At 67.6% G+C, this 17,253-nt stretch carries 14 protein-coding genes; 7 read left to right on the top strand and 7 right to left on the bottom strand.

Annotated elements, in window-relative coordinates; genetic code table 11:
* Nucleotides 1-36: 36 nt before the first annotated feature.
* From pnp to EJO66_RS29925, 4 genes are all read right to left on the bottom strand, one after another.
* The gene (gene pnp / locus EJO66_RS29940) at nt 37-2,343 is read right to left on the bottom strand and encodes a polyribonucleotide nucleotidyltransferase (RefSeq protein ID WP_125966951.1); all 2,307 of its coding nucleotides are present in this window, start codon (nt 2,341-2,343) and stop codon (nt 37-39) included.
* Between the two features lie 216 nt (nt 2,344-2,559).
* Nucleotides 2,560-2,826 (bottom strand): 30S ribosomal protein S15, encoded by a 267-nt coding sequence (rpsO, locus tag EJO66_RS29935; protein WP_007837783.1) that lies wholly within the window; start codon nt 2,824-2,826, stop codon nt 2,560-2,562.
* 215 nt (nt 2,827-3,041) lie between these two features.
* Complete coding sequence (locus EJO66_RS29930) at nt 3,042-4,202, bottom strand: pyridoxal phosphate-dependent aminotransferase (RefSeq protein WP_125966950.1); 1,161 nt, start codon at nt 4,200-4,202, stop codon at nt 3,042-3,044.
* Nucleotides 4,203-4,213: 11 nt separating this feature from the next.
* Nucleotides 4,214-5,494 carry a branched-chain amino acid ABC transporter substrate-binding protein gene (locus EJO66_RS29925; RefSeq protein WP_124961645.1) on the bottom strand — a complete coding sequence of 427 codons (1,281 nt, stop codon included), beginning with the start codon at nt 5,492-5,494 and terminating at the stop codon, nt 4,214-4,216.
* Between the two features lie 121 nt (nt 5,495-5,615).
* Here EJO66_RS29925 and EJO66_RS29920 point away from each other — a divergent pair, with 121 nt between their 5' ends.
* Both EJO66_RS29920 and EJO66_RS29915 read left to right on the top strand, forming a co-directional pair.
* Nucleotides 5,616-5,987 carry an Hsp20/alpha crystallin family protein gene (locus EJO66_RS29920; RefSeq protein WP_124961646.1) on the top strand — a complete coding sequence of 124 codons (372 nt, stop codon included), beginning with the start codon at nt 5,616-5,618 and terminating at the stop codon, nt 5,985-5,987.
* A 191-nt stretch (nt 5,988-6,178) separates the two neighbouring features.
* Nucleotides 6,179-6,940: an alpha/beta hydrolase-fold protein gene (locus EJO66_RS29915; RefSeq protein WP_124961647.1), complete on the top strand. Its 762-nt coding sequence runs from the start codon at nt 6,179-6,181 to the stop codon at nt 6,938-6,940.
* On the opposite strand, the gene tsaD is transcribed toward EJO66_RS29915, so the two are convergent.
* Complete coding sequence (gene tsaD, locus EJO66_RS29910; RefSeq protein ID WP_125966949.1) at nt 6,873-7,937, bottom strand: tRNA (adenosine(37)-N6)-threonylcarbamoyltransferase complex transferase subunit TsaD; 1,065 nt, start codon at nt 7,935-7,937, stop codon at nt 6,873-6,875. The genes EJO66_RS29915 and tsaD overlap by 68 nt on opposite strands.
* Nucleotides 7,938-8,014: 77 nt before the next feature.
* On the opposite strand from tsaD, the gene EJO66_RS29905 reads away from it, so the two are divergent.
* The 4 genes from EJO66_RS29905 to EJO66_RS29890 all read left to right on the top strand — a co-directional run bounded on the left by EJO66_RS29905 (nt 8,015) and on the right by EJO66_RS29890 (nt 12,612).
* Nucleotides 8,015-9,295 (top strand): nitrate regulatory protein, encoded by a 1,281-nt coding sequence (locus EJO66_RS29905; RefSeq protein ID WP_125966948.1) that lies wholly within the window; start codon nt 8,015-8,017, stop codon nt 9,293-9,295.
* Nucleotides 9,296-9,636: 341 nt separating this feature from the next.
* Entirely contained in the window at nt 9,637-10,881 is a 1,245-nt protein-coding gene (locus tag EJO66_RS29900; protein ID WP_125966947.1) for a CmpA/NrtA family ABC transporter substrate-binding protein, read from the top strand.
* A gap of 13 nt (nt 10,882-10,894) precedes the next feature.
* Nucleotides 10,895-11,806, top strand: coding sequence for a nitrate ABC transporter permease (ntrB, locus tag EJO66_RS29895; protein WP_125966946.1), 912 nt, complete (start codon nt 10,895-10,897; stop codon nt 11,804-11,806).
* Entirely contained in the window at nt 11,803-12,612 is an 810-nt protein-coding gene (locus EJO66_RS29890; RefSeq protein ID WP_125966945.1) for an ABC transporter ATP-binding protein, read from the top strand. Before ntrB ends, EJO66_RS29890 begins: the two co-directional genes overlap by 4 nt.
* Before the next feature lie 25 nt (nt 12,613-12,637).
* Here EJO66_RS29890 and EJO66_RS29885 read toward each other — a convergent pair whose 3' ends face one another.
* Nucleotides 12,638-13,939 carry an ANTAR domain-containing protein gene (locus EJO66_RS29885; RefSeq protein ID WP_125966944.1) on the bottom strand — a complete coding sequence of 434 codons (1,302 nt, stop codon included), beginning with the start codon at nt 13,937-13,939 and terminating at the stop codon, nt 12,638-12,640.
* A gap of 257 nt (nt 13,940-14,196) precedes the next feature.
* Here EJO66_RS29885 and EJO66_RS29880 point away from each other — a divergent pair, with 257 nt between their 5' ends.
* Nucleotides 14,197-15,465 carry an MFS transporter gene (locus EJO66_RS29880; protein ID WP_125966943.1) on the top strand — a complete coding sequence of 423 codons (1,269 nt, stop codon included), beginning with the start codon at nt 14,197-14,199 and terminating at the stop codon, nt 15,463-15,465.
* A 17-nt stretch (nt 15,466-15,482) separates the two neighbouring features.
* On the opposite strand, the gene EJO66_RS29875 is transcribed toward EJO66_RS29880, so the two are convergent.
* Complete coding sequence (locus EJO66_RS29875; RefSeq protein WP_125966942.1) at nt 15,483-17,183, bottom strand: bifunctional protein-serine/threonine kinase/phosphatase; 1,701 nt, start codon at nt 17,181-17,183, stop codon at nt 15,483-15,485.
* Nucleotides 17,184-17,253: the final 70 nt, after the last annotated feature.

The following is a 17,253-nucleotide window of genomic DNA, read 5'->3' as shown; positions in this document are numbered from 1 at the left end:
ATGGCAGCGGCATGACTGCCGCTGCGCCCCTCCTTCTTACTCTTGCGGTTCGCGCGGTGCGTACGGCTGCTCGCCAACGGGTGCCGGCTGCTGCTCGTTGCGCGGCTGCTGTTGCTGCTCGCTGTTGAAACGCGGAGCGCGTTCGCCGCGATCGCCACCACGGTCGCCGCGGTCCGAGCGCTCGCGGCGCTCGCCGCCACGGTCGCCGCGGTCTTCGCGCGGCGGGCGCTCGCTGTATTCCATGCCGGCCGGACGCTCGGTCAGGGCCTTCATGGACAGCTTGACGCGGCCCTTTTCGTCGGTCTCGAGCACCTTGACCTTGACGATCTGGCCTTCGCTCAGGTAGTCGGTCACCTTCTCGACGCGCTCGTGCGCGATCTGGCTGATGTGCAGCAGGCCGTCCTTGCCGGGCAGGAGGTTGATGAGCGCGCCGAAGTCCAGGATCTTGGTGACCGGGCCTTCGTAGACCTTGCCGATTTCGACTTCGGCCGTGATCTGCTCGATGCGCTTCTTGGCGAATTCGGCCTTTTCGGGGTCGGTCGAGGCGATGGTGATGGTGCCGTCTTCGTCGATGTTGATCGTCGTGCCGGTTTCTTCCTGCAGGCCGCGGATGACCGCGCCGCCCTTGCCGATCACGTCGCGGATCTTCTCGGGGTTGATCTTCAGCGTGGTCAGGCGCGGTGCGAACTGCGACACCTCGGTCTTGGCCTCGCCCATGGCTTCCTGCATCTTGCCGAGGATGTGCATGCGCGCTTCCTTGGCCTGGGCCAGTGCGACCTGCATGATTTCCTTGGTGATGCCCTGGATCTTGATGTCCATCTGCAGCGCGGTGATGCCGTTGGTCGTGCCGGCCACCTTGAAGTCCATGTCGCCCAGGTGATCTTCGTCGCCCAGGATGTCGGTCAGCACCGCGAAGCGGTTGTCTTCCTTGATCAGGCCCATGGCGATGCCGGCCACGTGGGCCTTCATCGGCACGCCGGCGTCCATCATCGAGAGGCAGCCGCCGCACACCGAGGCCATCGACGAGGAGCCGTTGGACTCGGTGATTTCCGACACCACGCGGATGGTGTACGGGAATTCTTCCTTGGTCGGCAGCACGGCGACGAGCGCGCGCTTGGCGAGGCGGCCGTGGCCGATTTCGCGGCGCTTGGTCGAGCCCATGCGGCCCACTTCGCCGGTGGCAAAGGGAGGCATGTTGTAGTGGAACAGGAAGCGGTCTTCGTACTCGCCGGCCAGCGCGTCGATGCGCTGCGCGTCGCGCTCGGTGCCGAGCGTGGTCACGACCAGGCCCTGCGTCTCGCCGCGCGTGAACAGCGCCGAGCCGTGGGTGCGCGGCAGCACGGAATTGCGGATCTCGATGGGGCGCACGGTGCGCGTGTCGCGGCCGTCGATGCGGGGTTCGCCCGACAGGATCTGGCTGCGCACGATCTTGGCTTCGATCGAGAACAGCAGGTCGTTGACCTTGCCGGCGTCGAAGGGTTCGCCGCTTTCCTTCAGCGCGTTCATCACGCTGGCGTTGGCTTCGCGCAGGGCTTGCGTGCGGGCCTGCTTGCTGCGGATCTGGTAGACGGCGCGCAGCTTTTCCTCGGCCAGGCTCTTGACCTTGGCGACGAAGGCTTCGTCTTCGGCCGGCGCCTGCCAGTCCCACACCGGCTTGCCGGCGTCGCGCACGAGTTCATGGATCGCGTTGATGGCGATGTTGGCCTGCTCGTGGCCGAACACCACGCCGCCCAGCATGATTTCTTCGCTGAGCTGCAGGGCTTCGGATTCGACCATCAGCACGGCGGCTTCGGTGCCGGCCACGACGAGGTCCATCTGCGAATCCTTGCGGGCGGTCTGGCCCGGGTTCAGCACGTACTGGCCGTTGATGTAGCCCACGCGGGCCGCACCGATCGGGCCGCTGAACGGAATGCCGGAGATCGACAGCGCGGCGCTCACGCCGATCATGGCGGCGATGTCGGCGTCGACTTCGGGGTTGAGCGACAGCGTGTGGATGACCACGTGCACTTCGTTCAGGAAACCCTCGGGGAACAGCGGGCGGATCGGACGGTCGATCAGGCGGCTGGTCAGGGTTTCGTGTTCGCTGGGCTTGGCTTCGCGCTTGAAGAAGCTGCCGGGGATCTTGCCCGCGGCGTAGGTCTTCTCGATGTAGTCGACGGTCAGCGGAAAGAAGTCCTGGCCCGGCTTGGCGGTCTTGGAGGCGACCACGGTCGCGAGGATCACGGTGCCGTCGATGTCGACCACCACGGCGCCGCTGGCCTGGCGGGCGATTTCACCCGTTTCCATGACGACGGTCTTGTCGCCCCATTGGAAGGACTTGGTGACTTTGTTGAAGAGGCTCATGTTTTGCTCCTGTTTTGAGAGCGGATGACCTGCATTCGGCACAGGTTCCGCAGGGACGGAGGCTTCTCAGAACACGATGCCATTCCAGCGAAGCTCGGCGGGAACTTCATTGGAATGACACAGCTTCGCTCTGTTTTGGCACTCCGAAAGTGGATCGCGAAGTAAAAAACGCCTGAGCTAGCGGACTAACCCAGGCGTTTTTTCATGCGATTCGATTTACTTGCGCAGACCCAGCTTGGCGATCAGCGCGGTGTAGCGGTCGGCATCCTTGGACTTGAGGTAGTCCAGGAGCTTGCGGCGGCGGCTCACCATGCGCAACAGGCCGCGACGGCCGTGGTGGTCCTTGGCGTGCGTCTTGAAGTGGGGGGTGAGCTCGTTGATACGGGCGGTCAGCAGTGCGACTTGAACTTCGGGGCTGCCGGTGTCGTTGGCGGCGCGGGCGTTGTCCTTGACGACTTCGGCCTTGATGGAGGCTGCGATCATTGAATTTCCTTTGTTCCGGGATGTTTGACTTGCGGTGAGCGCTGGAACTGCCCTCACCGTGCGCCTTGCGGCATGCAAAGCCATTCATTATAGCTCGCCCCCAGGCTCCGCGCACTTCGTGTCGCTCCTCCCTCCCCCTACCGGGGGCGACGCCTGCGGCCCGGCGGAGCCGGTTCCGCGGCATCTCTGGAAGGGGCGGCTCGCCTTCGGCCTCGCTATTTCTGGGCAGCGAGCCAGGTTTTGAGGCGCTCCACGCCTTGGACAAGCCGCTGCGGATCCTTGGAGGCGAAGCACCAGCGCAGCCAGCCCTGGGCTTCCGGGGCGAAGGCATTGCCGGGGGCCAGGCCAAGGCCGGCTTCGACGACCAGGCGTTTGGCCAGGTCGAGGGAGTCGCCGAAGCCTTCGAGGCGGAAGAAGGCGTACATGCCGCCCCTGGCGGGGGCCACCTGCACGCCGGGCAGCCCGGCCAGCAAGGGCACCAGGGTGTCGCGGCACTGCTTCAGGTGGGCCACCACGCGGGGCGTGATCTCCGCGGTGTGCTCGATGGCGGCAACGGCGGCGCGCTGCGTGAAGACGCTGGCGCAGGAGGTGTTGAACTCGATCAGCTTGCCGATGCCGTCGACCAGCGCGGGCGGCAGCACGAGCCAGCCGAGGCGCCAGCCGGTCATGAGGAAACTCTTCGAGAAGCTGTGCGTCACCACCAGCCGGTCGTCCGGCCTGGAAATGTCCAGGAAGCTCGGCGCGCAGCCGTTGGGCGTGGGTTCGAAGTACAGCCGTTCGTACACCTCGTCGGCCAGGATCCAGGTGCCGGTTTCGCGGCAGTGGTCGAGCACGGCCTGCTGCTCTTCGCGCGTCATGGTCCAGCCGGTCGGGTTGTTGGGCGCGTTGACGATCAGCAGCCTGGTCCTTGGCGTGACCGCCTTGCGCAGCGCGGCCAGGTCGAGCGTCCATTGGCCATCGGCGGGCACCAGCGCCACGGTGCGCACGTGGGCGCCGAGGATCGCTGGCTGCGCCGTGAGGTTGGGCCACACGGGCGTGACCGCGACCACCTCGTCGCCCGCGTCGACCAGCGCCTGCACCGCGAGCATCAGCGCGCTGACGCCGCCGGACGTGACGGCGATGCGCGACGCATCGACCGCGGGATGCAGCGCGCTGGTGTAGCGCGCGATGGCCTCGCGCAATTCGGGCAGGCCGAGGTTGTGCGCATAGAAGGTTTCGCCGCGCTGCAGCGAGTCGATCGCCGCCTGGCGGATCACCTCGGGCGTGACCTCGTCGCTTTCGCCGAACCAGAACGCGAGCACGTCGTCGCGGCCGAGTCCGGCATTGGCAACCTCGCGGATCTTGGAGGCTTCGAGGTTGTGGATGGCTTCACGCATGTCTTCGTTTCCTAGATTCTTTTCATCTTGCAGGTGGTCGGCAGTTCGGCGCGTTCGGGGGCGATGGTCTTGACCACGCGAAAGCCGTAGCCCGAACCCTCGACATCGAATTGCACGCCCGGCCTGCCCTGCTTGTCCATCACGCCGACCACCAGCTGCTGCTGGAACTGATGGTCCGCCGCGCGCATGCGGCCGCGCTGGCCGTAGAGGCTCACGTCGGCCTGCTCGAGGGCGCGCGCCACGGCCACCGCGTCGACGCTGCCCGCACGCGCTATCGATTGCGCAAGCGACTCCACGAGCAATTGCATGCGCATGTGCACGTAGTCGTCGGCGGGTTTCGGAAAGCGCGCGCGGAAGGCGCGGTAGAAGGCCTCGGACTGCGCGCTCTGCACGTTGGGCAGCCAGTCGGCCACCGCGATCACGCGGCCGATACCGGCATCCCCGATGGCTGCCGGCGCGCCGAGCGCGTTGCCGTAGAAGGTATAGAAGCTGCCATTGAAGCCGGCCTCGCGCGCGGCCTTCACGAGCAGCGTGAGGTCGTTGCCCCAGTTGCCGGTGAACACGGCCTGCGCGCCGCTCGCGATGATCTTGCTGGCGTAGGGCGCGAAGTCCTTCACCTTGCCCATCGGATGGAGCTCTTCCGCGACGATCTCCACGTCGGGCCGCTGCAGGCCGAGCTGGCGCTTCGATTCGCGCAGCACCGCCTGGCCGAAGCTGTAGTCCTGTCCGATCAGGTAAGCGCGCTTGATGGCCGCATCGTCCTTCACCACTTGCATGAGCGCGGCCACGCGCATGTCGGCATGCGCGTCGAAGCGGAAGTGCCAGAAGCTGCAGCGCTCGTTGGTCAGCACCGGATCGACCGCCGCGTAGTTGAGGAAGATCACGCGCCGCGCGGGGTCGCGCTCGTTGTTCTTTTCGATGGCATCGACCAGCGCCGCGGCGGTGGCCGACGAATTGCCCTGCAGCACGATGCGCGCGCCGTCGTCGATGGCCGCACGCAGCGCCGACAGCGCTTCTTCGTTCTGCCCCTTGCTGTCGTAGCGGTCGAGCTGCAGCGGCCGCGCTCCGCCGGGCAGCTTGATGCCGCCGCGCGCATTCACGCGCTCCACGGCCCACAGCAGGTTGCGGAACACCGCCTCGCCGGTGTTGGCGAACGGCCCGCTCATGCTTTCGATCAGCGCGAGACGGATGGGCGCGGGCGGTGTCTGCGCCTGCGCTGCGAAGGGGGCCGCGCATAGCGCCAGCGCCGCAAATTTCAAGGCCTTGCGACGCCAAATAAAGGGGGGATTCATTGTCTTGAAACGGGTGCGGCTGTGCCTAGATGGGTGTCAAGCGGCACTCAGGATTGAATGGCCGCGCAGTGTAAGGGACACACATTCCTTGTCCCCATTGTGTTCATTCAGGAGTTCTCACATGTTTTTCGCACCCACCCTTCGCACCGCCCGCTTTGCACCCCGTTCGTACGACCGCGCCTTCGAGCGCTTCGTCAACGATGCCTTCGCCGGAACGCGCCCCTCGCCGCTCGTCGAGCAGGACGACAAGAGCTGGACGCTCTCCATCGACGTGCCGGGCCTCTCGCGCGAAGACCTCGCCATCGGCATCGAGGGCGCCGTGGTCCGCATCGACAGCAAGGCAGAAGCCAAGCGCCAATTCAAGGCGGCCTACGAGTTGCCGCTGGACATCGACGCGGCCTCGAGCGAGGCCAGGCTCGAGAACGGCGTGCTCACGCTGAAGCTGGGCAAGCAGGTGCCGGTCAGCCAGGTTGCGCAGCTGCCGATCAACTGAGCCTGCAAAGCCCACAAGAGGAAAGTGTCGTTATCTATTGTTTTTGACTTTGAAGACGCTCTCTAATCACAATACGACAGCGAATAACGTCACATCATGTGACGTTTTCACATTTTTCTTTCTTCGTGGGCGTTTCGACAGACGCACCGAATCCATGACGGTGCGGATTCGGGTGCCCCTCAAGGCACGCCATGATCACGCACCTCAAGTCAGCCAAAGACGATGAACGGTCCGATACGCTCCTGGTCTTCCTTCCGGGCGCCTACCTGAAACCCGACGAGTTCGAGCGCGAAGGCTTCATCAGCGCCGTGCGCGAGCGCCACCTGGCGGCCGACTCGCTGCTGGTGGATGCCGATGTTTCCTACTATTACGACCAGACGCTCAGCGAGCGGCTGCATGCGGACGTCATCGAGCCGCAGCGCGCCAAGGGCTACAAGTCGATCTGGCTGGTCGGGATTTCCATTGGCGGCTTCGGCGCGCTGATCCATGAACTGTCGCGGCCGGGCTCGGTCGACGGCATCGTCGCGCTGGCGCCCTACCTGGGGCGCCGCGTTCTTGGTGCCGAGATCCTCAAGGCCGGCGGCCTGCGCACCTGGCAGGCGCCGGCCGGCCCCCTGCCCGACGAGGAAGTCGACCGCAAGCTGTGGCCTTGGTTCCAGCAGTACCTGGAGCCGCAGAAATCCCAGAGCCTGCCCCAGCTCTACCTTGGCTTCGGCCTCAGCGACCGCTTTGCCAGCAACCACAAGCTGCTGGCGGACGCCCTGCCCGAAGGCCGCGTCTTCACGACCGAAGGCGGCCACGACTGGCCGCAATGGCGCCAACTCTGGCGCAATGTGCTCGACGTGCTGCCGCTACCGTCGCTCGGCCGTTCTCGCCCGTCGGCGGCTATGCGGGCACCGGCCGCGGCGTCTCGGATGACGTCATCAGCGAAGCCATGGGCCATCGCGGCTTGACGTCGAAGGCATAGCGCTCGCTCGCCTCTGCCAGGCCCGACTGCAGCCGCATGGCGGCCGCCATGGCGATCATGGCCCCGTTGTCGGTGCACAGGTGCAGTTCCGGGTAGTGCACGCGCACGCCGCGCCGGGCGCAGGCGGCGTTCAATTGCTCCCGCAGGCTTCGGTTCGCGCCCACCCCGCCGGCCACCACCAGCCGCCTGAGGCCCGTCTGCCCGAGCGCGGCCAGCGATTTCTTCAGCAGCACCTCGACGATTGCCGCCTGCGTGGACGCGGCCAGGTCGGCCTTGTTCGCCTCGAGCTCGGCGCCGAGCTTCTTGGCCTGCGTCAGCACGGCCGTCTTCAGGCCGGCGAACGAAAAGTCGAGGTCGCCGCTGTGCAGCAGCGGCCGCGGCAGCTTGAACGCCGTGGGGTTGCCTGCCTCCGCCAGCTTGGCCAGCCAGGGGCCGCCCGGATAAGGCAGGCCCATGAGCTTGGCGCTCTTGTCGAAAGCCTCGCCGGCCGCATCGTCGATGGTTTCCCCCAGGAGTTCGTAGCGGCCCACGCCGTCGACCCGCATGAGCTGCGTATGGCCGCCCGACACGAGCAGCGCCACGAAGGGAAATTCCGGCGGATCGGCACTCAGGAACGGCGACAGCAGGTGCCCTTCGAGGTGATGCACCCCGAGCACCGGCTTGCCGAGCGCCGCGCCCAGCGCGCAGGCCACGCCGGCGCCCACCAGCAAGGCCCCGGCCAGGCCCGGCCCGCGCGTGTAGGCGACCACGTCGATCTCGGCCAGCGAGCGGCCCGCTTCGGCCATCACGGCTTCGGTCAGCGGCAGCACGCGGCGGATGTGGTCGCGGCTGGCCAGTTCGGGCACCACGCCGCCATAGGCCCGGTGCATGGCGATCTGGCTGTGCAGCGCATGCGAGCGCAGCTGCGGCAGCGCGCTGCCATGCGTTTCCACCAGCGCCACGCCGGTTTCGTCGCAGGATGATTCGATTCCCAGGAGAAGCATGCCCGGGAGTGTAGGCGGCGAGGAATGCCCGTGCGGCACGGATGTTGCAGCAAGCCCGTTGCCTCCCCTTTCCCGCCATGAAATCCGGACTGAGTTTTCTGATCGCCGCCAGAAAGTGCGAAATCGACGAGCTGGACCAGCTCGCGCGCACCAGCGACCTGGTCGGCCTGATCGCGCGGCTGGTCCATGCGCTGCAGCGGGAGCGCGGCATGTCCAACGTGTTCCTCGCCTCGCGCGGCGTCCGCTTCGCCGAGCAGCGCGATCCGCAGATCGCCGAATGCCTGGCGCTCGAGCAGGAGGTGCGCGCCGGATTCGACCAGCTCGAGACCGAAGCGCACCCCGGCGCCACCGCAGGCAACAGCGCCCGCCTCTTCAGCCGCATTGCCTGGGTGCTTCCGGGGCTGGACGGCCTGCCCGCCCTGCGCCGGCGCATCGGCGCGCTCGAGCTGACGCCCGCGCAGGCCACCGCCGCATTCGCAAAGCTCGTTGCCGGCCTGCTGGCGGTGGTGTTCGAGGCGGCCGACGGCGCCACCGACCCCGAGATCTCGCGCCTGCTGGTGGCGATGTTCAACTTCATGCAGGGCAAGGAATTTGCCGGCCAGGAGCGTGCCTTCGGCGCTGCGTCGCTGGCGCTGGGGCGCAGCGACGAGGCGCAGCGCCAGCAGTGGCTGCACCTCATCGAACTGCAGGAGCGCTGCTTCCAGGTCTTTACCGATTTTTCGAGCAGCGGCGTGCTGGCGCTCTGGCACCAAAGCCAGTCCGACCCGGTCATGGCCGAGATCGAGCGCCAGCGCCGCATGAGCGTGAGCCCGGCCCAGGCGGCCTCGGCGTGCGTTCCCGACGCCCGGCTGAGCCAGGCCTGGTTCGACTGGTGCACGCGCCGCATCGACGCCATGAAGACCGTCGAACACCGGCTGGCCGCCGACCTGCGCGAGCTCTGCGCCCGCAAGACCGCGCAGGCGCGCGGCGAACTGCAGAAATACCAGGAGGTGCTCGGCAACCTGGCGCCGCAGCCCGAGGGCGCGGTGTTCTTCGACGACGCCGACACCCGGGCCACGGAGCCCGCGCAATACGGCCGCCATCTCGAGCGCTCGGTGCTCGACATGGTCCAGGAGCAGTCGCGCCGCCTGCAGGCCATGAGCGACGAACTCGAAACCGTGCGCGCTTCGCTCAACGAGCGCAAGCTGGTCGAACGCGCCAAGGGCCTCTTGATGGCGCACCGCCGCATGAGCGAGAACGAAGCGCACAAGATGCTGCTCCAGACGGCCATGAACCAGAAGCGCCGCCTCGTCGACGTGGCCGAGTCGATGCTCGCCATGGCCGACTACCTGCCGCTCGATGCAGCGCCCCGGCGCTGAGCGCCGCCCGAAAAGCACTCGAATTGGTGCAACGCACAACAACCGTGCATGAATCCGGATTTCCGCCTTGCGGCCGTTTCGGATAGGCCGGCAACCGCTCTCCTGCTGCTGATTCGATAGCAATCGGCACGCACGAAAGCTGGCACATAGTTTGCTGAAGTAGTACATGGACCTTCGGGTCCCAGGCAGGCGGCACCCAACGGCGGGTGTCGTCCACCGAAACCGGACAAAGGCGTCCCCATCCCGCAAGGGCTCGTTTTCGAGCAGCCCCTGCGCGGTGCGGACGCCTTTTTTGTTTTTCGCTTTTGTTCGTTCTTCCTTCACTCACCGGAGCCCGCCACATGACCGACCCGCTGACAACCCGCCTCAGCCGCCGCCGCGTACTGCAAGCCGCCGCCATTGGCGCCGTGGCCATCGATCCCGCGCTGCGCGCCGCCGTCTGGGCCCAGGGCTCCGACAAGCCGGAGAAGGAGGAAGTGAAGATCGGCTTCATCCCGCTGACCGACTGCGCCAGCGTGGTGATGGCCTCGGTGCTGGGCATCGACAAGAAGTACGGCGTGAAGATCGTGCCCAGCAAGGAAGCCAGTTGGGCCGGCGTGCGCGACAAGCTCTCCAACGGCGACCTGGACATGGCGCACGTGCTCTACGGCCTGGTCTACGGCATGCACCTGGGCCTGAGCGGCCCGAAGAAGGACATGGCCGTACTCATGACCCTCAACAACAACGGGCAGGCCATCACGCTGTCGAAGAAGCTCGCGGACAAGGGCGCAGTCGATGCTCCCTCGCTCGCCAAGCTGATCGCGAGCGAGAAGCGCGAATACACCTTCGCACAGACCTTTCCCACGGGCACGCATGCGATGTGGCTCTACTACTGGCTCGCATCGGCCGGCATCGACCCCTTCAAGGACGTCAAGAACATCACGGTGCCGCCTCCGCAGATGGTGGCCAACATGCGCGTGGGCAACATGGACGGCTACTGCGTGGGCGAGCCCTGGGGCCAGCGCGCGATCATGGACGGCATCGGGGTGACGGCCATCACGACGCAGGACATCTGGAAGGACCACCCCGAGAAAGTGCTCGGCACCACGGGCGACTTCGTCAAGAAGTACCCCAACACCGCGCGCGCCGTCACCGCGGCCATCATCGAGGCCGGCAAGTGGATCGACGCCGGCCTGCAGAACAAGAACAAGATGGCCGAGACCATCGCCGACAAGAGCTACGTCAACACCAGCGTGGACGCGATCAACCAGCGCATCCTGGGCCGCTACGTCAACGGCATGGGCAAGAGCTGGGACGACCCCAACCACATGAAGTTCTACAACGGCGGCGCCGTGAGCTTCCCCTACCTGTCGGACGGCATGTGGTTCCTCACGCAGCACAAGCGCTGGGGCCTGCTCAAGGAGCATCCGGACTACCTGAAGGTGGCCACCGAGATCAACCGCATCGACATCTACAAGCAGGCCGCCGCCGCCACGCAGACCCCCGTGCCCAAGGACGTGATGCGCAGCAGCAAGCTGTTCGACGGCACCGTGTGGGACGGCAAGGATCCGAAGAAGTACGCCGAGTCTTTCAAGCTGCATGCCTGAGGAGAAACACATCATGGTCAGTGCCGTTTTCCACTCCCCGATCGAGGCCGCCGCGGCGCACGCTGCGCCTGCCGTGTCCACGAACAAGACCGCGGCGCCTGCCGTCCGCGCGCCGGCCGAACCCAGGTTCCGCGCGCCCATCGACCTTCGCGCCTTCTGGATGCGCGTGCTGCCGCCGCTCGCGGGCTTCGGCCTGCTGGTGCTGGTCTGGGAACTGGTGGCCATGAAGAGCACCACCGGCTTTCCGTCGCCGCTGGCCACCTGGCAGCAGGCGCTCACGGTGTTCAGCGACCCGTTCTACAGCAAGGGCCCGAACGACCAGGGCGTGGGCTGGAACGTGCTCTCGTCGCTGCAGCGCGTGGCGCTGGGTTTCGGGCTTGCCGCGGCAGCCGGCATTCCGGCGGGCTTTGCGATCGGGCGCTTCGAGTTCCTTTCGCGCATGTTCAACCCGCTGATCAGCCTGCTGCGCCCGGTGTCGCCGCTCGCCTGGCTGCCGATCGGCCTGCTCGTCTTCAAGGGCGCCAACCCGGCGGCCATCTGGACCATCTTCATCTGCTCGATCTGGCCGATGGTGATCAACACCGCGGTCGGCGTGCAGCGCGTGCCGAGCGACTACATGAACGTGGCCAAGGTGCTGAACCTGTCGGAGTGGAAGATCTTCACGAAGATCCTGTTCCCGGCCGTGCTGCCCTACATGCTGACCGGCGTGCGCCTGGCGGTGGGCACCGCGTGGCTCGTGATCGTCGCGGCCGAGATGCTCACCGGCGGCGTCGGCATCGGCTTCTGGGTGTGGGACGAGTGGAACAACCTCAACGTCGCCAACATCATCATCGCGATCTTCGTGATCGGCATCGTCGGCCTGGTGCTTGAGTTCGCGCTCATCAAGCTTGCAACCGCGTTCACGTTCGAAGAGGTGAAGTCATGAATGATGATTCGAAGTACATCGAGATCCACAACGTCGAGCAGCGCTTCAAGACCGCCAAGGGCAGCTTCCTTGCGCTGCAGGGCGTCAACCTGAACGTGGCCAAGGGCGAGTTCGTCACGCTGATCGGCCATTCGGGCTGCGGCAAGTCGACGCTGCTGAACCTCATCGCGGGCCTGACCACGCCGACGCAGGGCGTGCTGCTGTGCGCGAACAGGGAAATCAAGGGGCCGGGCCCGGAGCGCGCGGTGGTGTTCCAGAACCACTCGCTGCTGCCCTGGCTCACCTGCTTCGAGAACGTGTACCTGGCCGTCGAGCGCGTCTTTGCCGCCACCGAAGGCAAGGCGCAGCTGCGCGCGCGCACCGATGCGGCGCTTGCGATGGTCGGCCTCTCGGCCGCCGCGCAGAAGCGCCCCGGCGAAATCTCCGGCGGAATGAAGCAGCGCGTGGGCATTGCGCGCGCGCTGTCGATGGAACCCAAGGTGCTGCTGATGGACGAGCCCTTCGGCGCCCTCGACGCACTCACGCGCGCCAAGCTGCAGGACGAACTGCTCGCCATCGTGCAGAAGACGCAGAGCACCGTCGTCATGGTCACGCACGACGTCGACGAGGCGGTGCTCCTCTCCGACCGCATCGTGATGCTCACCAACGGCCCGGCCGCCACCATCGGCGAGGTGCTGAAGGTCGACATCGCGCGTCCGCGCAACCGCGTCGAACTGGCCGAAGACCCGGCCTATGTTCACGCCCGCAAGGCGGTGATCGATTTCCTCTACACGCGCCAGGCGCACGTGGAGAAGGCTGCAGCCTGATCCAACGAGCGCGGCACAAGCGGCGTCAGGACATGATGACCTGCAGGCTGTGCTCGTACCACCCCGTGAGGCGCTCGAAGGTGTCGACGAGCGCCTCGCTCGAGCGCACCAGCGTCGCGCGGCCTTCGGGGCTGCCGTGCGCCTGCACGCCGCCGACCAGGCGCAGCCATTCGTCGCGCGCGGCCGCCAGCGCGGCGCGGATCTCGGGCGAGCTGAGGGGCGCGCGCTCCAGCTCCAGCAGCGCGGCCTCGAATTCGTTCATGGTCGGCAGCAGGCGCTCGCGCGACGCCTCGGCCGCAATGGTCGATGCGAGCAATGCGTCCTTCGCGAGGCGCTGCGCGCGCATGCGCTGGCGACCGCAGATGTTGACGATGCGCAGCGCGCGCCGCGCGCCCGAGGCCTCCAGCGCCTCGGTCATGGCCTCGGCAGCCGAGAGCAAGGCCTCGCCGCGCGCGTCGATCTCGGCCAGCCCCGGCTGCGTCGGACGCGCGGCCAGCGAGCTGGCGAGCTCGCTCCAGGCGGCCCGCACTTCGCCCAGCGCGAGCACGCCGGCCGCGCCCAGCTCGAGGGTGCCCAGATGATCGAGGTTCTGCTGCACCCGCTCGGTCGACTGCGTGCGCAGGACCCGTGCGCGCTGCACGTCGATGCCCGACAGCAGTTGCGCCGCCACGCGCACCAGCCGCTGCGAGAGCATGCGCAGCTGCCCCGCGCGGTTGATCGCGTCAGCCCACTGCGCGGCCTCGATCACGGAGCGCGAGACCTCGCCCAGCCGCAGGTTGGCATGCATCGCGGCGCCGCGCAGCAGGCCGAAGGCCTCGTCTTCCCCGATGCCGCGCGCCGACATCAGCAGGCCCTTGGCACGGTCGACCCACTTGCGCTCGTCCATGCGCGTGCGCAGGGCATCGAGCTCGGTGCGCAGCGCGGCCTCGCGCTGCCAGCGCGCCTGCGCGCGGGCGATCAACGCCGCGAGCGACAGGGCGTCCAGCGCATCGATGGGCGCCCAGGCATGCACGCCGAGCGCGGCCAGCGCCTCGTGCTGTTCTCCGCTCAGCGGCGCACTGGCCAGGCTCAGCGCGCAAGGCGGCGCGCCACCCCACGCCTGCAGTGCGTCGACCAGCGCCGGCAGCTGATCCGCCGGTTCGGGCAAATGGACCCATGCCTGTTGCGGTGCAAGCGCACTCACCTGCTGCACCAGCGTGTGGCAGGTGGCCCTTCCGAGCACAGTGGCATTCACCCCCTCCAGCGCCAGCCGCAACGGCTCCGGCAGGTCCGGCAAGGGCGCGGAGTCGGCGAATTCATTGGGCAAGACGGCGAGAAGAGAAATCATGGCGAGGTGATGCAGAGCAGCGCAAGCATAGGCCAGGCCCGCGCGCTTTCGCAGGCACGCCTCTTGCGTAGAGCAGGGTGCGGTGTAACGAAGCACCGCTTTGGTGAGGCTGCAGACTCCTGCATCCATCCTGGCACTGCACGTGCCGGGAAGCACCCCCACGCCGACAGCGTCCGCTGCCGGCATCCCGCCCCAACCCCGTCCGTCGACACGGCTCCTGCAAGGCCGCGCCGCGGCATTTCGCACGATTGAACGCCATGTCCAGCTTCAAGACCTTTCTGCATTCCGGCCACGGGCCGACGCTGTTTGCGTCCTTCCTGTACTTCTCGTTTTCGTGCTGCATCTGGGTGCTCAACGGCGCGATGGCGCCCTTCATCGGCGAGACCTTCGACCTCTCGCCCGCGCAGAAGGGCCTGATGCTGTCGGTGCCGATCATCGCGGGCGCGCTGATGCGCTTTCCGCTCGGCATCCTGTCGCAGTACATCGGGCGCAAGAACGCCACGCTGGTCGAGATGGGCCTGATCGCGGTGGCGATGCTGTTCGGCTTCTTCTTCGTGAAGAGCTTCAACGACCTGCTCGCCATGGGCGTGCTGCTGGGCATTGCGGGCGCAAGCTTCGGCGTGGCGCTGTCGCTGGGCTCGGGCTGGTTCCCGCCGCAGCACAAGGGCCTTGCGATGGGCCTGGTGGGTGCCGGCAACGTGGGCACGGCGGTGTCGGTGCTGGTGGCGCCGCCGCTCGCGCAGTGGCTCGGCTGGCAGGCGGTGTATGCCGTGGCAGCCGCCGCGATCCTGGTGCCGATGATCGTGATGATCGTGTTCGCCAAGGAGCCGCCCGACGTCGACAGCCATGCCAGCTTCCGCGAGCACATCGCCTGCCTGTTCGAGAAGGACGGCTGGGTGTTCAGCCTGATCTACGGCGTGACCTTCGGCGGCTTCATCGGGCTCATCACCTTCCTGCCCTCCTACTACTACGACCAGTTCGGCGTGAGCAAGGTGCAGGCCGGACAGCTCACGATGCTGGCCGCCTTCATGGGCGCGGCGGTGCGCATCGTCGGCGGCTGGATCTCCGACCGCTGGGGTGGCGTCAACACGCTGACCGTGGTGCTGCTGGTGGTGGCCGTCGGGCTGGTGCTGGTGGGCATCTCGTCGGCATCGCTCGCGCTCACCACGCTGCTCTTGATCCTGTGCTTTGCCGCGCTGGGCGCAGGCAACGGCGCGCTGTTCCAACTGGTGCCGCTGCGCTGGCCCACGAGCACCGCCGTGGCCGGCTCGATGATCGGCGAGATCGGCGCGCTGGGCGGCGGCCTGGTGCCCAATGCCATGGGCCTGTCGAAGCAGTACCTGGGCAGCTACGTCTGGGGCTTCGTATTCTTCGGTGCGCTGTCGCTGGCGATGCTGGGCGTCATGCGCGTGATGCAGATCCGCTGGACCCGCACCTGGGCCGAGAAAGGTGGCCGGGCACGCACCTCGCCCCACGCTGCCGAAGCCAAGTACGTGCCCCCCGCGAGGAAGACGGCGCGGCCATGACCTTCCTCCGCCCGTCCTCAACGTGGCAAGAACAGCAGCCACACCACCAGCAGTGCGTTGAACAGCAGCGACACGGCCAGCGCGATCTTGTAGAGCGCGGCCGGGTCGCGGCGGATCAGCGGCGTGGCGGCGGGCGCGCTCACGGGGCGGGAAGCACCCCGCTCCAGGGCAAGCAGCATTTCCTCGGCAGTTTCGAAGCGCTCGCGCGGATCGCGCGCGACGGCCTTGCGCACCAGATGGTCGAGCCACACGGGCACGTCGGGCCGCAGGCGCGAGAGTGCGGCCGGATCGCGCCGGTAGCGCGCCACCTGGTAGGGCTCGATCTCGCCATAGGGCAGATGACCGCCGAGCCACTGGTACAGCGTGACGCCGAGCGCAAACAGGTCGCTCGCGGTGTCGGCTTCGGCGCCCTCCCACTGCTCGGGGTTGATGTAGCTCGGCGTGCCGGCATGCAGCTCCCGCTGGGCCGCGCCTTCGCGGCCCGACAGCGCCACGCCCAGGTCGAGAATACGCCAGCGGCCATCGTCGCCCAGGTGCAGGTTGCCGGGCTTGATGTCGCGATGCACCACGCCGTGGCGGTGCAGCCGGCCCAGGGCCTTGGCCAGCTCGATGGCGGCGGCAACCACCTCGGCCACCGCGCCGCGCGCGCCGGACTTGCGCATCTGCTCCAGCGTGCGGCCGCCGTGCCAGTCGAACACGATGTAGAGCGCGCTGGCGTTCTCGGCGCGCTCGTGCACGCGCACGAATCCGCTGTTGCCCACGCGCTGGCCCAGCCAGGCTTCGTGCGCGAGCATCGCGCGCTCCTGCGGGTCGCTGGCGCGCGAGGGATGCAAGGTCTTGAGCGCCACCAGTTCGCGCGTGGCCGCATTGCGCGCCTGGTACAGCAGGTGCACGCCGGTGTCGGCCACCAGCGCGGTGACGACGTAGCCGTCGAGCGCGTCGCCCACCTTCAGGAACGGCGGCGGCGCCAGGCGGCGGCCGTCGCCAAGTTCGTCGTCGAGTTGCCGCAGATCCAGGCCGACAACGCGGATGACCAGCGCGGTCGCGTTGTCGCGCGTGCCGGCGTCGAGCGCCGCGCGCACCAGCGCCTCGCTCGCCTCCTCGGCACTGCCTTGCAGGGCGAGCGCGGCCAGGCGCTGCGGCTTGAGCACGCCGTGCACGCCGTCAGTGGTGAGCACGAAGCAGTCTCCCACGCGCACGTCGCCCTGCGCATAGTCGACGCGCACCTGGTCGTCCAGGCCGATGGCGCGCGTCAGGCGGCTGCGCATGTCGGGATGCTCGAAGGCATGGTCCTGGGTCAGCGGCATGGCCGGCCCGCCGCCGGCGCGCACGCGCCATGCGCGCGTGTCGCCCACGTGCGCGAGCGTGTAGCTCTGGCCGTGCAGCACCAGCGCCGTCAGGGTGGTGAGCGCGGTGGCGCCGCCCTGCCGCCGCCGGTTGTGGTCGGCGAGCCAGGCGTTCTGCGCGGCGACCAGGCGGTCGAGCGCGGCGGTCGGCTCCCAGGTGTCGGGCGTCGCGAAGTAGTCGGCCAAGAGGCCCATGACGGTCGTCTGCGCCGCCTCCAGGCCGCGCCCGCCGGTGGACACGCCGTCGGCAATGGCCGCGATGAGCCCGCGCGACTCTTCGCCCGGCGGTGCGTTCACGGCACCGGCAAAGTCTTCGTTCACGTCGCGCGGTCCGCGCTGGCTGCTGTAGCCGATGTCCACTTCAAAGCTCATGGCGCCATTCTCCACGTGCTTTCCGCGTGCTTTCCACGCGCGCCGAGCGCTTCCCATAGCTTGATTCGTT

Origin of the sequence: Variovorax beijingensis, assembly GCF_003951285.1 — a bacterium.
Lineage (GTDB): Bacteria > Pseudomonadota > Gammaproteobacteria > Burkholderiales > Burkholderiaceae_C > Variovorax > Variovorax beijingensis.
This window is presented reverse-complemented; position numbering and strand designations above follow the sequence as displayed.

Excerpts from the sequence above, each read along its gene's own strand:
- EJO66_RS29880 (WP_125966943.1), top strand. The coding sequence starts at position 14,197 with ATGTCCAGCTTCAAGACCTTTCTGCATTCCGGCCACGGGCCGACGCTG.
- pnp (WP_125966951.1), bottom strand. The coding sequence starts at position 2,343 with ATGAGCCTCTTCAACAAAGTCACCAAGTCCTTCCAATGGGGCGACAAG.
- EJO66_RS29890 (WP_125966945.1), top strand. The coding sequence starts at position 11,803 with ATGAATGATGATTCGAAGTACATCGAGATCCACAACGTCGAGCAGCGC.
- EJO66_RS29900 (WP_125966947.1), top strand. The coding sequence starts at position 9,637 with ATGACCGACCCGCTGACAACCCGCCTCAGCCGCCGCCGCGTACTGCAA.
- EJO66_RS29925 (WP_124961645.1), bottom strand. The coding sequence starts at position 5,494 with ATGAATCCCCCCTTTATTTGGCGTCGCAAGGCCTTGAAATTTGCGGCG.
- EJO66_RS29920 (WP_124961646.1), top strand. The coding sequence starts at position 5,616 with ATGTTTTTCGCACCCACCCTTCGCACCGCCCGCTTTGCACCCCGTTCG.
- EJO66_RS29885 (WP_125966944.1), bottom strand. The coding sequence starts at position 13,939 with ATGATTTCTCTTCTCGCCGTCTTGCCCAATGAATTCGCCGACTCCGCG.
- EJO66_RS29875 (WP_125966942.1), bottom strand. The coding sequence starts at position 17,183 with ATGAGCTTTGAAGTGGACATCGGCTACAGCAGCCAGCGCGGACCGCGC.
- rpsO (WP_007837783.1), bottom strand. The coding sequence starts at position 2,826 with ATGATCGCAGCCTCCATCAAGGCCGAAGTCGTCAAGGACAACGCCCGC.
- EJO66_RS29905 (WP_125966948.1), top strand. The coding sequence starts at position 8,015 with ATGAAATCCGGACTGAGTTTTCTGATCGCCGCCAGAAAGTGCGAAATC.
- ntrB (WP_125966946.1), top strand. The coding sequence starts at position 10,895 with ATGGTCAGTGCCGTTTTCCACTCCCCGATCGAGGCCGCCGCGGCGCAC.
- EJO66_RS29915 (WP_124961647.1), top strand. The coding sequence starts at position 6,179 with ATGATCACGCACCTCAAGTCAGCCAAAGACGATGAACGGTCCGATACG.
- tsaD (WP_125966949.1), bottom strand. The coding sequence starts at position 7,937 with ATGCTTCTCCTGGGAATCGAATCATCCTGCGACGAAACCGGCGTGGCG.
- EJO66_RS29930 (WP_125966950.1), bottom strand. The coding sequence starts at position 4,202 with ATGCGTGAAGCCATCCACAACCTCGAAGCCTCCAAGATCCGCGAGGTT.